General features: G+C 63.4%; 11 protein-coding genes. 3 read left to right on the forward strand and 8 right to left on the reverse strand.

What is annotated here, in order from left to right:
* Positions 1–76 precede the first annotated feature (76 nt).
* The 8 genes from tssH to tssA all read right to left on the reverse strand — a co-directional run bounded on the left by tssH (position 77) and on the right by tssA (position 10,062).
* Positions 77–2,740 carry a type VI secretion system ATPase TssH gene (tssH, locus tag Q8X51_RS09380; protein ID WP_074847996.1) on the reverse strand — a complete coding sequence of 888 codons (2,664 nt, stop codon included), beginning with the start codon at positions 2,738–2,740 and terminating at the stop codon, positions 77–79.
* Complete coding sequence (gene tssG, locus Q8X51_RS09385; RefSeq protein ID WP_065926735.1) at positions 2,733–3,776, reverse strand: type VI secretion system baseplate subunit TssG; 1,044 nt, start codon at positions 3,774–3,776, stop codon at positions 2,733–2,735. The genes tssH and tssG overlap by 8 nt, the downstream gene beginning before the upstream one ends.
* Positions 3,740–5,599, reverse strand: coding sequence for a type VI secretion system baseplate subunit TssF (tssF, locus tag Q8X51_RS09390; RefSeq protein ID WP_027608262.1), 1,860 nt, complete (start codon positions 5,597–5,599; stop codon positions 3,740–3,742). Before tssF ends, tssG begins: the two co-directional genes overlap by 37 nt.
* On the reverse strand, positions 5,596–6,111 hold the full coding sequence (tssE, locus tag Q8X51_RS09395; RefSeq protein WP_027608263.1) for a type VI secretion system baseplate subunit TssE: 516 nt from the start codon (positions 6,109–6,111) through the stop codon (positions 5,596–5,598). Before tssE ends, tssF begins: the two co-directional genes overlap by 4 nt.
* Positions 6,112–6,318: 207 nt before the next feature.
* Positions 6,319–6,807, reverse strand: coding sequence for an Hcp family type VI secretion system effector (locus Q8X51_RS09400; RefSeq protein ID WP_015886558.1), 489 nt, complete (start codon positions 6,805–6,807; stop codon positions 6,319–6,321).
* Between the two features lie 175 nt (positions 6,808–6,982).
* Entirely contained in the window at positions 6,983–8,479 is a 1,497-nt protein-coding gene (gene tssC, locus Q8X51_RS09405) for a type VI secretion system contractile sheath large subunit (protein WP_065926733.1), read from the reverse strand.
* A gap of 2 nt (positions 8,480–8,481) precedes the next feature.
* A complete protein-coding gene (gene tssB / locus Q8X51_RS09410; protein WP_065926732.1) occupies positions 8,482–8,988 on the reverse strand; it encodes a type VI secretion system contractile sheath small subunit in 507 nt (168 codons plus the stop codon).
* A 54-nt stretch (positions 8,989–9,042) separates the two neighbouring features.
* Positions 9,043–10,062, reverse strand: a complete 1,020-nt coding sequence (gene tssA, locus Q8X51_RS09415; protein ID WP_065926731.1) for a type VI secretion system protein TssA — start codon at positions 10,060–10,062, stop codon at positions 9,043–9,045.
* A 393-nt stretch (positions 10,063–10,455) separates the two neighbouring features.
* Here tssA and tagH point away from each other — a divergent pair, with 393 nt between their 5' ends.
* Genes tagH through tssK form a run of 3 tightly spaced genes read left to right on the forward strand, consistent with a single transcriptional unit; the run spans position 10,456 to position 13,711 of the window.
* Positions 10,456–11,790: a type VI secretion system-associated FHA domain protein TagH gene (gene tagH, locus Q8X51_RS09420; protein ID WP_065926730.1), complete on the forward strand. Its 1,335-nt coding sequence runs from the start codon at positions 10,456–10,458 to the stop codon at positions 11,788–11,790.
* A 57-nt stretch (positions 11,791–11,847) separates the two neighbouring features.
* Positions 11,848–12,357, forward strand: coding sequence for a type VI secretion system lipoprotein TssJ (gene tssJ, locus Q8X51_RS09425; RefSeq protein WP_065926729.1), 510 nt, complete (start codon positions 11,848–11,850; stop codon positions 12,355–12,357).
* Between the two features lie 19 nt (positions 12,358–12,376).
* The gene (tssK, locus tag Q8X51_RS09430) at positions 12,377–13,711 is read left to right on the forward strand and encodes a type VI secretion system baseplate subunit TssK (protein WP_065926728.1); all 1,335 of its coding nucleotides are present in this window, start codon (positions 12,377–12,379) and stop codon (positions 13,709–13,711) included.
* Positions 13,712–13,716: the final 5 nt, after the last annotated feature.

Raw genomic sequence — 13,716 nt, forward strand, 5'->3', positions numbered from 1 at the left:
AATAACTGACGGAACCGGTTCGAAATATGGGAGGGGGCAAGCCCCCTCCCATATTTGCATTGCATTCCAACAGTCGTTATTCGGCGTCGCTGAAGTCGTAATGCAGCTCGTTATCCCGGCTGCTGATGCGCACACCCGCCAATGCCTTGCCTTCGAGCATGCGCGTGAGGAATTCACGGCTCATGTCCGGCAGCAGGCTGTTGGTGAGGATGGTGTCGATCATGCGCCCGCCGCTTTCGGTCTCGGTGCAGCGCGAGACGATCAGGTCGACCACCGCGTCGTCGTAGTCGAAGGCGACCTTGTGGGTCGTCTCCACGCGCTTCTTGATGCGGTTGAGTTGCAGGCGGGTGATCGCCTTGAGCATCTCGTCGCTCAGCGGGTAGTACGGGATCGTCACCAGGCGGCCGAGCAGGGCGGGCGGGAAGATCTCCAGCAGCGGCTGGCGCAGGGCCTTGGCGATTTCTTCCGGCTCGGGGATGTTCGCCGGGTCCTTGCAGACCTGGGAAATCAGCTCGGTACCGGCGTTGGTGGTCAGCAGGATCAGGGTGTTCTTGAAGTCGATCACCCGGCCTTCGCCGTCTTCCATCACGCCCTTGTCGAACACCTGGAAGAAGATCTCATGCACGTCCGGGTGGGCTTTTTCCACCTCGTCCAGCAGCACCACGCTGTAGGGCTTGCGCCGCACCGCTTCGGTCAGCACGCCGCCTTCGCCGTAGCCGATATAGCCCGGTGGTGCGCCCTTGAGGGTGGACACCGTGTGGGCTTCCTGGAACTCGCTCATGTTGATGGTGATCACGTTCTGCTCGCCGCCGTACATGGCTTCGGCCAGGGCCAGGGCGGTTTCGGTCTTGCCCACGCCGGAGGTGCCGGCCAGCATGAACACGCCAATCGGCTTGCTCGGGTTGTCGAGGCCGGCGCGGGAGGTCTGGATGCGCTTGGCGATCATCTGCAGGGCGTGGTCCTGGCCGATGATGCGTTTTTTCAGGTGCTGGTCGAGGTTGAGCACGGTTTCCAGTTCGTTGCGGGCCATGCGGCCCACCGGGATACCGGTCCAGTCGGCGACCACCGAGGCCACGGCCTGGTAATCCACGGTCGGCAGGATCAACGGGGTTTCGCCTTGCAGCGCGGTGAGGCGCTGTTGCAGGTCGACCAGTTGCGCACGCAATTCATCGTTGCCGCTGTCCACGACGCCGGCCTTTTCGCGCAGGGTTGCACGGGTGGCGAGCAGCTCATCCACCAGGGTTTTTTCTTCGGCCCAGCGGCTTTCCAGGGTCGCCAGGCGCTCACGCTCGGCGCTTAACAGGGCTTCGCTGTTGCTCTGGCGCGCACCAATGGCAATGCCGATGGCATGCTCGCGGGCGATGATTTGCAGCTCGGTTTCCAGGGCTTCGATGCGGCGGCGGCTGTCGTCCACTTCGGCCGGCACCGCGTGCAGGCTGATGGCGACGCGGGCACAGGCGGTGTCCAGCAGGCTCACGGATTTATCCGGCAACTGGCGCGCCGGGATATAGCGATGGGACAGCTTCACCGAGGCTTCCAGGGCTTCGTCGAGGATCTGCACCTGGTGGTGTTTCTCCATGGTCGAGGCCACGCCGCGCATCATCAGCAGCGCCTTGTCTTCCGACGGCTCGGCCACTTGTACCACCTGGAAGCGGCGGGTCAGGGCCGGGTCTTTCTCGATGTGCTTCTTGTACTCGGCCCAGGTCGTCGCGGCCACGGTGCGCAGGGTGCCACGGGCCAGGGCGGGTTTGAGCAGGTTGGCCGCATCACCGGTTCCGGCAGCGCCACCGGCACCCACCAGGGTGTGGGCTTCGTCGATAAACAGAATGATCGGTTTCGGCGAGGCCTGGACGTCTTCGATGACCTGGCGCAGGCGCTGTTCGAACTCGCCTTTCATGCTCGCGCCGGCTTGCAGCAGGCCGACGTCGAGGCTGCGCAGTTCCACGTCTTTCAAGGCGGGCGGCACGTCACCGGCGACGATGCGCAGGGCAAAACCTTCGACCACAGCGGTCTTGCCGACGCCGGCTTCACCGGTGAGGATCGGGTTGTTCTGGCGGCGGCGCATGAGGATGTCCACCAGTTGGCGGATCTCTTCGTCACGGCCCACGATCGGATCGAGCTTGCCGCTGCGCGCTTGTTCGGTGAGGTCAACGGTGAAGCGCTTGAGGGCTTCCTGCTTGCCCATCGCACTCGGTGCCATGGCGCCGCTGGCCTCGCCCGGCACGGCGCCGGCATTGAAACCGTCGCTGGCAGTCAGGGCGTTTTCCGGCGAATCACCGACGTATTCGTCAAAACGCTCGCTCAGGGCTTCGGCCTTGATCTTGTCGAACTCCGAGGACAAGCCCAGCAGCGCATGGCGCAGGCTTGGCGTCTTGAGGATGCCCAGCACCAGGTAGCCGGTGCGCACCTGGCTTTCGCCGAACATCAGGCTGCCGTACACCCAGCCGCGTTCCACCGCCTCTTCCACGTGGGACGACAAGTCGGTGATCGACGTCGAGCCACGCGGCAGGCGGTCCAGGGCTTCGGTGAGGTCACGGGCCAGGCGCGCCGGCTCGAGGTTGAACTGGCGGATGATGCGGTGCAGGTCCGAGTCCTGCAGTTGCAGCAACTGGTGGAACCAGTGGGCCAGTTCCACGTACGGGTTGCCCCGCAGCTTGCAGAACACGGTGGCGGCTTCGATGGCCTTGTAGGCCACGCTGTTGAGTTTGCCGAACAGTGCGGCGCGACTGATTTCACCCATGCTCTGGATTCCTTGAGGTGGTGGCTTGATCGGCGTAATGCCGGGCCAGGATTAGGTCGTTGGCATCAACCGCAGGGCAGCCGAGCCAGGTGTTGAAGCCCAGGCGGAACTGGCCATTGAGTTGCAGCGCCGGTACTTCGGGTTGTTGCAGAATCAGGTTCAAGTCCCAGTCCAATTCATGGCCCAGGTACTCGGCCACCCACGCCACCAGCTCGTTGAACGGCTGGCTGCCGGGCAGCATGCCCATGTAGTCGTCCAACTTGAGCGGGCCCAGGCGGATGCGGAATTTATGCTGGCGGTCCCACACGTGGCTGCCCAGGCAGAAGTCCACGCCGAGCTGGTTGGCGCTCACGCCCACGCGGCTGCGCTCGGGCAGTTCCAGCCATTGGCCGACGTATTCTTCGATCTCCACCGGCAGGCCGAAATATTCGCCGAGAATCGCCTTCAAACCGTCCGGGTAGCGGGTTTGTGCCGACAGGTGGCCGCTGTAATGCAGCTTCGCTGTGTCGGGGATCAACCCCTGGTTAAGCAAGCTCGGCATGCCCCGGCCACTCAAGGCGGCGAGGCGTGCAGACCAGTAGTCATCGTCCGGGCGGTCGTGGCTGACCGTCGGCCGCGCCTCGGCCCAGGCCCGGTAAAACAGGCTCAGCAGGCGGTGGTGGAAGACGTCCAGGAACTGCTTGCTGGTGCTGTCGGCGTTGTTGCGCTGGCGCTCGCGTACGTACTCGGTGATATGCAGCGGCAACGGGCCGTTGGGGCCACCAAGGCCGAAGAAGAACTGTTCCAGCCGCGCCGGCTTGCCGTCGCCGCCGGGATCGACCGAGGCCAGGGTGGCCGGGGCGAAGGTGCAATCGGCCTGTTGCCCCAGGCGCAACGGGTCATCCGCCAGGCGCAGGGAATGGCCCAGGCGCGGCAGCTCGGGCGATTCGCACTCGATACGCCGCAACGCCTGGAAGAAATCGTATTCCCAGGGCTCCTGATGCATCGCATCCAACGTACTCACAGGGTCGGACGACGCCCGGGCTTGGCTTTCCATCGCATGATCTCGCCGCGTTCGGTGGTACGGATCACCGTCTCGGTAAAACTGTTGATCGACACGTAGCGTGCCAGGAAGCGTTCCAGCACCGCACCGAGCAGGAACACGCCGGTGCCGCGAAACGCGTTTTCATCGAACTCCAAGGTAATTTCCAGGCCGCGACCAAACACAATCGGGCCGGGCATCGGCAGGCGCCGGGTGACGGCCTTGCTGCTGACGTCGCGCAAGCCTTCGATCTGCAATTGCAGCGCCGCGTCGTTGCTGTCGCCATACAGGCGCAGCAGTTCGCGCAACGCCGCCGCGCCCTGGCCTTGCTCGCTCAGGGACAAATAGTTGAGCGACAACTGGCTGATCAGGCGCCAGGCCTTGGCGTCATGGGCATGGCTGGCGCGTGGACGGCTTGGCCCGGCGACGCAACGCACGGATAACACCGGCGCGCTGTCGGCCAGGGTGAAGTCGGTCTTGCCGTTGCCCACGCTCATGAACAACGGCAGGTCGCGGTTGGTGCACAGCGCGGTCACGCCGAGTTGGCGCAGGTCGTGGCGATACGGCGCCTGGCGGCTGTCGACCAGGCTGACAAAGGTTTCGCTGCCCACATAGGTGGAGCGCGGGCCGTTGCGGCGCTGGTCGCTGGACAACACCCGTGGCTCGCGGCGCACGGTGTAGTACGCCTGGTCGCGGCCATAACGGGATGGATCGCGGACCGCATAGAACGGTAAAAAGGGCTGCTCTGGCCCGGTGCCGTGGCCGGTGATGCCGCTCAACGAATGAATCTCGAAATCCATCGGCCGTGTGCGGTCGGCGATCACGTGGTGCTCGTTGACTCGGTCGGACAAGTGGATGCGGTCCACGCGTTTCGGGAACAGGTTGATCGCCGGGGTGCAGAACGGCAGGAACTGCGCCGCGCCGACGCTGCCTTCCAGGCTTGGCTCGTGACGGTCGAACAGCACGATCAGTTCCAGCTCCTGGCCGTCGCAACGCTTGACCGCGCGGCTCAGCTCGGCGAATTCGACGAACAGGAAGCGGTGGGGCAGGGCGAAGTATTCCTGCAACAGGCGATAGCCCTGGAATGCGCGCGCGACGACCGGCATGGCCGCATCGGCGTCGTCGAAACCCCGCGAGCGCAGCGCGTCCTGGGGCAGGCGCTCGACCCAATCGCCACCGGGCTTGCGTGCAAACACTGCGCAGGCATTGCCCAGCAGTTGTTCATAAAGGCGGAACGGTTGCTCGTCGGCACCGCTGAGGTACAGCGGCAGGTTGTCCAGGTCGAGGCTGTTGAACGGCAATTCGGCGCCGGTGCGCAGGGTCAGGCGCAAGCCGGCCTTGGCTTTCGGCTCGCTGGCGGCCAGGCGCCCGAGTACGGCGGCGGGGTTGCCGAAGTACTCGGCGCTGCTGACCTGCAACGGCCACAACGTCACCGGATGCGCGGTGCGGTACTCGCAGCAGGTCTGGGTTTCGCGGCCCAGGGCGGCGCGCAACACGGTGTCGCGCGGCAGCGGGAAGCCGCTGGCCAGGGAGCCTTCATCGGGGTCGGTGTGCAATTGCACCACGGTCATCGATGGTGTCGGCGCCAGGTAGTGCGGGTAGGCGATTTCCAGCAGGTTGTGGGTGAAGGTCGGGTACTCGGCGTCGAGTTTGAGCTGTACGCGGGCAGTGAGGTAGGCAAAGCCCTCAAGCAGGCGTTCGACGTACGGGTCGGCGCAGTCCATACCGGACAAGGTCAGCCGACTGGCGATCTTCGGGTATTCCTTGGCGAACTCCGCCGCGCTTTCGCGCACGTGGTGCAGTTCCTGGTTGTACAGCTCCAGCAGGCGCGGGTTCATGGGCGCCTCCGCTGGTCGGCATTCACCACGCGCACATGGCCGGATTCCAGGTCGAGGTCGGTTTGCAGCAACAGGCGCAAGGGCACCGGCTGCGCCCACAGGTCGCCTTCGATCTCGAAACTCAGGGCGTTGTGATTCATCTCGCCATGGCCGACGCGGGCTTTGACGCGCAGCGTATGGCGCAGGATGCGCGGTTCAAAGGTGGCAATCGCCTGGTAGATCAGGGCTTCCAGGGCCTTGATGTCGACGCTGGAAACGCTGTTGCCCGCCAGCGCCGGCAGGCCGTAATTGACCACCGAGGTGCCTGCCTGTGTGTGCAGCGTGGCATCGGCATCGAGCAACGACGTGGTATTGAGCAGCCACGCCAGGTCGCGCAGCACCGAGGCTTTCAGTTGGGTCAGGGACAGCACGCGTTTATCGGCGCTTTCCTTGGGATTGGTTGGGTCGTCGTCGGTCAACCGGTCCAGCAGGGACGGTTGCAGACGGTCGCGGGAAGCGATTTCAGTTACCACCAAAGCAGCTCCACGGACAATATCGAAAATGAAAGACCCGCCGTAGCAGCTGCCGAGCGAAGCAAGGCTGCGTCCGACTGCGAAGCAGTCGTAGAGCAGGCACTGAGTTTCATCAGGTAAACCTCAGTGCCTGGTGTGCGAGGACTTCGTCCTCGAACGCAGCCTCGCTTCGCTCGGCAGCTGCTACGGCGGAGCGAGGTAGGCGTATCAGCGCTTGGTGTTGGAACGGATGTTCCAGCCAAACTTGATCGCGCCGCCGTCTTTGGTGCCGTCGGCTTTCTGCGGCTGGTAGTCGACCATCACTTGGGCGAAGTTCAAGGTGACGTTTTCAGTCAGGCGGTCATCGCCGCCCGAGCCGCCGGTGCTCAGGGACGTTACCAGCACTTCTTCCAGATTGATCACCATGTACTCGACCTGGCTTTCGCCACCGGCCTTGCGCACGGTCAGCTTGACCTTGTCGATGTGCTTGCCGCTGGCGCAGTGCATCATCAGGTTCGGCGAGGCCTTGTCGACGTACTTGGTCAGCGACAGGTCCTGGATGTTCACCTTGCCCGCACCGCCGCCACCGCCAACGTGCATGTTGCCGGACTGGGCCATGCCCCAGCTCCAGTTCAGCACGTCGATTTCGTCCTTGTGGGCCTTGTCCATGGACTCGCCCTTGATGTCGCCGATCTTGATGAAAATATCAACAGCCATGTTTTCTCCCTGTGTGGCCTCAGCCACTGTATTTGTTAACGCCGCCGAACCCTGTAGGAGCGAGCTTGCTCGCGAAGGTCGTCAACGGTGACGCGGGCATTCTGGATGAACGCAGCGCCTTCAAGTTTTTCGCGAGCAAGCTCGCTCCTACAGGGAGCGAGCCAGTCCCGATTTTTTACGCGCTTTTCGCCGAAGGCAGCTTCGATACCAGGCGCAACGACACGGTCAGCCCTTCGAGCTGGTAGTGCGGGCGCAGGTAGAACTTGGAGTTGTAGTACCCCGGGTTGCCCTCGACGTCTTCCACGATCACCTCGGCGGCGGCCAGCGGGTGCTGGGCCTTGGTGGTCTCGGTGGAGTGCGCCGGGTCACCGTCGACGTAGTTGAGGATCCAGTCCTGCAACCAGCGCTGCATCTCGTCCTTCTCTTTGAAGGAACCGATCTTGTCGCGCACGATGCACTTCAAGTAGTGCGCGAAACGGCAAGTGGCGAAAAGGTACGGCAGGCGCGCGGCCAGGTTGGCGTTGGCGGTGGCGTCGGGGTCGTCGTATTCGGCCGGTTTCTGCAGCGACTGGGCGCCGATGAACGCGGCGAAGTCGGTGTTTTTCTTGTGCAGCAGCGGCATGAAACCGTTCTTCGCCAGTTCCGCTTCACGGCGGTCGCTGATGGCGATTTCGGTCGGGCACTTCATGTCCACGCCACCGTCATCGGTAGGGAACGTGTGGGCCGGCAGGTTTTCCACTTCACCGCCGGACTCCACGCCACGGATGCGCGAGCACCAGCCGTAGTGCTTGAACGAACGGTTGATGTTCACCGCCATCGCGTAGGCGGCGTTGGCCCAGGTGTACTTGGAGCTGTCGGCGCCGTCGGTGTTTTCTTCGAAGGCGAAGGCTTCCACCGGGTCGGTCTTGGCGCCATAGGGCAGGCGCGCCAGGAAGCGCGGCATGGTCAGGCCGATGTAGCGCGAGTCTTCCGATTCACGCAGCGAGCGCCAGCCGGCGTATTCCGGGGTGGTGAAGATCTTGGTCAGGTCGCGCGGGTTCGACAGTTCCTGCCACGAGCCCATGCCCATCACGGTCGGCGATGCCGCAGCAATGAACGGGGCGTGCATGGCGGCGCAGACTTTCGACAGCTCGCCCAGCAGTTCCACGTCCGGTGGCGACTGGTCGAAGTAGTAGTCGCCTACCAGGCAGCCGTACGGTTCGCCGCCGAACTGGCCGTACTCTTCTTCGTACATCTTCTTGAAGAGCGGGCTCTGGTCCCACGCGGTGCCCTTGAATTTCTTCAGGGTCTTGTGCAGGTCCGGCTTGGAGATGTTGAGCACGCGAATCTTCAGTTGCTCATCGCTCTCGGTGTTATTGACCAGGTAGTGAAGGCCACGCCAGGCGCTTTCCAGCTGCTGGAAATCCTGGTGGTGGATGATCTGGTTGACCTGGGCGGTGAGCTTGGCGTCGATGGCGGCGATGATCGATTCGATCGATTTGATCGCGTCGTTGGACACCAGGTCGGTTTGCGCCAGGGCCTGTTCGGCCAGGGTGCGCACGGCGGTTTCCACGGCTTCGCGGGCACGCTCGGTCTTGGGCTTGAATTCCTGCATCAGCAAGGATGCGAACTCGCTGGTTTCCTCGGTTGCACCCAGGCTCTGGGCGCCTTCGCGGGCGGTATTGTCAGTCATGATTACTGGTCCCCTGCAGGCTTAGGCGCACTGGCAAGTGCCTGGAGCAGTGCCGGGTCCTTGATCGCCTTCATGATGATTTCTTCAGCGCCAGTCTTGCCGTCCATGTAGGTCAGCAGGTTGGCCAGTTGGGTGCGGGCTTCGAGCAGTTGCTTGAGCGAGTCGACCTTGCGGGCCACGGCGGCCGGGCTGAAGTCGTCCATGCTTTCGAAGGTGATGTCCAGGCTCAGGTTGCCTTCGCCGGTCAGCTCGTTGGGTACGTGGAACGCCACGCGCGGCTGCATGGCCTTGAGGCGCGAGTCGAAGTTGTCGACGTCCACTTCAAGGAACTTGCGGTCGGCCACAGGCAGAAGAGGCTCGGCAGGCTTGCCGGCGAGGTCGGCCATCACACCCATCACGAAGGGCAGCTGGACCTTTTTCTCGGCGCCGTAGAGCTCGACGTCGTACTCGATCTGCACTCGAGGCGCGCGGTTGCGCGCGATGAATTTCTGAGAACTTTGCTTCGCCACGTTGCTGCTCCTGGTCGCTTGAGCGACGGTGTTGTTACTGCGCAGTCGAGCGGCTTACTCGCCGTCCGGGCCGCGCAGGTTTTCAAATTGGGACATCCCATCGGGAATCAGATTGCGCACGATGGCCGCGAAGTCGGCGTGCACAAGGTGCTTGGCCCGGTTCAGCAACACTGGCAACGGGCTCGAAGGCTCGTGCCGGGTGTAATACGCAAGGATCTTGTCGAGGCTGCGCAGCACGTCATCACGGTTGCTGATGTCGCCGCTGGGGCGAGGTGCGGCGGGGGCAGCGGCGAAGTCCACCGAGGGGGCATTGTCGTCACTGACGGCCTCGGGCTCGCTGCTGGCAGCGCCGTTCGGAACAAACTGGTTAAGGACCTGCAGCGCCTGCTTGAGCGGTTGCTTCAACAGGCTGAGGTCCACGCCTTGGGCGGAACCCACCTGGTCGCTGACCTGCTGCTCGATGGCTTCGCAGGCGGCGCGTGCGGTGCTCAAGGCGTCGCGGGTGGCTTGCAGGTGTTCGGGGTCGCTGTCGAGAAACGCGGCGTTGAGCTGCTGGGCGCCGAGCTGTTCGTCGGGGAAACTCATCAGGCCGCTGGCATTCAACGCGGCGCGCAGGCTCACCGGACCGAAGGTGCGCGAGCGCGTGAGAATGCTCTCGCGCAGCAGACGAATGGTTGCGTCGCTGGTCAGGCCGGAGAGGGCGTTGATGCGTACGGTGGGGTCGTTATCGTCGTCGGCATCCAGGCGCGGGTGCAGGTCGGCCCAGTATTCGCGCAGCAGCGCATTGATCAACGTGAGGACTTCAGCCAGCCCGGCCGCACCCTGGAGGGCGAGGGAGCTTTGCAACAGGAAATGGGTGATGCGCAGGTCTTTGCTGCGCTGCAGCAAGTCGAGGCTCTGCTGCTGGATGCTGCGCCATTCCGGCGGCTCGGCGGGCAGGATCGAATCGCCCATGCTGCGCTCGGGTTGGCCTTTGGCATCACGCTCCAGCTGGAGAAAATCCGCGTCATATTCCATGTCTTCGCCACAGGGCGAAGTCGCGGAAACGGCGGTGAGCAGCAACGGCACATCCACTGAAATTGATCTCCCTATCAGCCCGTTACATAGCGGGCAATGCATGCATTAGTTGCGCAAGGAACTTTGCATGTTTTCTTGGTCATATAAGAAGATGCCACTAATGTGCCATCACCGGTATTCAAGAAGTTGTGCATTTTTGGTGTAGTACTTATGCCTTGTCAAGGTAAGCTATTCGCCCTCTGTGACAGATGTGCGGTGCTTAACAACCTGCGCGACTGGTGGGTCGAACGACGCACCGGCATAGGATTTTTGTCATGGACCCCAGTTAAGATCAGCGATCATGCTGGCATCAGCAGGTTTTGAACGGTCGATTGCACGACCTGATGGGGATCTCCCGGGCGTCGCTGTCCCTGGGGTCTACTGCGCGCGAAGTATCAGCAAGGAGGCAAGATGTCGCTGTGTTTGACTATCACTAGTTATCACAAGATTACCCCCGGGCAATGCTCGGAAAAGTCCATGAACCAGGGCTCGATGGCTATCGGCCGCAGCTCGGATAATGACTGGGTATTGCCTGATCCCGAGCGCCTGGTGTCTTCGCAGCACTGCGTTATTCAATACAAAGATGGTCGTTATTATTTAACCGATAACAGTACAAACGGTGTGGAGTTGGTTAACGCCGGCATCCGTTTGCGCAGGGGTAACAGCGAGCTGTTGCAGGATGGCGAGTTGATCCGCATCGGCGATTACGAGATCCAGGCGCGGATCGACTTCAACGTGCAGGCCATCGACAGCCAGCCATTCGCCGGTGATTCGCCGAACAGCTTTGAGGCCCTGATGGGCGCCGTGGCGAACAAGCCCGCGCCGACGCCGGTGATTGCCCCGCAATTTCAGGGCGCTTCGTCGATGGACACGCTGCCGGACCTGTTCGACTTCCTCAGCCCCACCGCCGTGCCGCCGCCCACCGTGGCCGACCATGTTCCCAGCGAACAACACGACTTCCGCCCGCCGACCCCGGTGGCGGTACCCGTGGTCGAGACGCCTGTGGTCTCGGGCTCGGTGATTCCCGAAGACTGGGACCTGTTTGGCGACACGCCGGCGCCGTCGGCCAGTGCGCCGCCACCTCCGCCACCGCCACCCACACCGATCATCCAGCCGCCACCCGTGGTCGAGCCAGTGCTCCCCGTGGCCGCCACCCAGCCGCCCGATCTCTTGCAAGCCTTCCTGCGCGGTGCCGGCCTGGACCAGTTGCGCCTGGACAAGGCCCAGGCGGAGGCGCAGATGGAAAACATCGGCCGCAGCTACCGCCTGATGGTCGAAGGCCTGATCGACGTATTGCGTGCCCGCGCCAGCCTCAAGGGCGAGTTCCGCATGCAGCAGACCATGATCCAGCCTGCCGAAAACAATCCGTTGAAATTCGCACCGAATGCCGACGAAGCTTTACTGCTTTTGCTTCGCCACGGCAACCAGGCGTTTATGGCGCCGGACATTGCCGTGCGCGACAGTTTTGATGACCTGCGCGCCCACCAACTGGCGGTGATGGCCGGGGTGGAAGCAGCGATCAAGCACTTGCTCACGCGCTTTGAACCGGCGCAACTGGAAGAGCGCATGGGCAAGCCCGGCGGGCTGTCGAACCTGTTCGCCGGCTCGCGCCAGGCCCAGTACTGGCAGCAGTTCACCGAGCTCTACAGCAATATTTCCCGCGAGGCCCAGGAAGATTTCCAGGACCTGTTCGGCCGTGAATTCAGCCGGGCCTACGAAGAACACAGCGCGCGACAGCGTCGGTAAAACCGCGCCGCAACCTACGGATTAACGGATAGCTAAGTACGTCATTGAGGACGCAGGATGATTCCCAGGTTTTTACTCGCAGTCGCCACCGCGCTGCTGCTGACCGCGTGTAGCAAGGATGCGGTCAAACCCGAAACGGCTGCTGAGGCTGAAGTGAACACCGCCGCCGTCGAGCTGCACTTCCACGCGATTGCCGGGCTTAACCCCGGCGCCAACGGCCAGGCCGCGCCGGTGCGGGTGCGCATTTTCGAACTGAAGAACGCCGCCACCTTCGCCCGCTCCGATTACTTCGCCCTGGCCGACCGTGCGCAATCGACCCTCGGCCTGGACCTGCTGGACCAGGACGAAGTCATGGTGCAACCCGGCCAGCAACTGAGCATCCAGCGCGACCTCGACCCCTCCACGCGCCAGATCGGCTTGCTGGTGGGTTATCGCGAGTTGGACCGCGCGCAATGGCGCACGGTGATCAACGTACCGGCGCGCCAATACACCGAATATCAGATCAGCCTCGATGTGCGTGCCGTGCGCGCCGACGTCGTGGTCACCCCATCCAGCCCTGCCCAATAAGAAGCAATCGGAGCTCCCCATGTCCTGGAACAATCGCGTGGTCTGGTCGGAAGGCATGTTCATCGGAACGCAGCACTTCCAGCAGCATGACCGTTACCTGGAAAACCTGATCGACGCCCGCAGCCGCCCGTTGTCCGCCGGCGCCTGGGGGTTTTCCGAATTGCTGATCGACCAGGGCCTGCTGGCCCAGGGCAAGCTGGCCATCGTCTCGGCGCGCGGCCTGTTGCCCGACGGCACGCCGTTCAACATTCCCCAGGATGACCTGGCGCCCAGCCCGCTGAATATCGACGACAACCTGCGCGATGGCCTGGTCTACCTGGCCTTGCCACTCAAGCGTGCGGGTGCCCGCGACACCGTGGATGAGGGCGAAGCCCTGGAAGCCGCGCGCTACGTGAGCCAGGTGCGCGAAGTGCGCGATGACAACGCGCCGTTCGAAAACCGCGCGCCGGTGGCCGTGGGTTCCCGGGCCCTGCGCTTGCTGACCGCCCAGGACGGCATCAGTGACTACGCCGCCGTGGGCCTGGTGCGCATCAAGGAAAAACGCGCCGACCGTGCGCTGGTCCTCGACGACAGCTACATCCCGCCCGTGCTGGACGTGGCCGCGAGCAAGCCATTGAGCGCGTTTCGCAGCGAACTGCTGGGCCTGTTGCACCAGCGCGGCGAAGCCCTGGCGGGCCGCGTGGTTGCCTCGGGGGCAGGCGGTGCGTCGGAGATCGCCGACTTCATGCTGCTGCAACTGGTCAACCGCGCCCAGCCGCTGATCCAGCATTTCAGCCAGTTGAGCCCGCTGCACCCGGAGCGCTTTTTCAGCGCACTGGTCAGCCTGGCCGGTGAGTTCTCGACCTTTTCCACTTCAGGCCGTCGTCCCCAGGAATACCCGCAATACCAGCACGACGACCTGGCCCTGAGCTTCGCCCCAGTCATGGCGGCCCTGCGCGAAGCCCTGTCGATGCTGATCGACAGCAAGGCCACGCCGATCCCGATTGTCGAGAAAGCCTACGGCGTCCACGTGGCCATGCTGGCCGACAAAACCTTGCTCGACAGCGCCAGCTTCATCCTCGTGGTCCGTGCCGATGTGCCCGGCGAAACCCTGCGTGCGCGCTTCGGCCAGCAGAGCAAGGTCGGCTCGGTGGAGCACATCCGCGACCTGGTCAACCTGCAACTGCCGGGCATCACCTTGCTGCCGTTGCCGGTGGCGCCGCGCCAACTGCCGTACCACGCAGGCTCGACCTACTACGAGCTGGACCGTGGCAGCGAGCATTGGCAGCAACTGGGCAATTCCGGTGGTTTTGCCTTCCATATCGCCGGGCAGTTCCCGGGCTTGAACCTGGCCTTCTGGGCGATCCGAGGATAATCCGC

Origin of the sequence: Pseudomonas sp. Yb2C2, assembly GCF_052112325.1 — a bacterium.
In the GTDB taxonomy this organism is placed as follows: Bacteria; Pseudomonadota; Gammaproteobacteria; order Pseudomonadales; family Pseudomonadaceae; genus Aquipseudomonas; species Aquipseudomonas marginalis.

Bases quoted from the DNA above. Each gene is read 5' to 3' on its own strand.
- tssH (WP_074847996.1), bottom strand. From the start codon at position 2,740: ATGGGTGAAATCAGTCGCGCCGCACTGTTCGGCAAACTCAACAGCGTG.
- tssG (WP_065926735.1), bottom strand. From the start codon at position 3,776: ATGGAAAGCCAAGCCCGGGCGTCGTCCGACCCTGTGAGTACGTTGGAT.
- tssF (WP_027608262.1), bottom strand. From the start codon at position 5,599: ATGAACCCGCGCCTGCTGGAGCTGTACAACCAGGAACTGCACCACGTG.
- Q8X51_RS09400 (WP_015886558.1), bottom strand. From the start codon at position 6,807: ATGGCTGTTGATATTTTCATCAAGATCGGCGACATCAAGGGCGAGTCC.
- tssC (WP_065926733.1), bottom strand. From the start codon at position 8,479: ATGACTGACAATACCGCCCGCGAAGGCGCCCAGAGCCTGGGTGCAACC.
- tagH (WP_065926730.1), top strand. From the start codon at position 10,456: ATGTCGCTGTGTTTGACTATCACTAGTTATCACAAGATTACCCCCGGG.
- tssJ (WP_065926729.1), top strand. From the start codon at position 11,848: ATGATTCCCAGGTTTTTACTCGCAGTCGCCACCGCGCTGCTGCTGACC.
- tssK (WP_065926728.1), top strand. From the start codon at position 12,377: ATGTCCTGGAACAATCGCGTGGTCTGGTCGGAAGGCATGTTCATCGGA.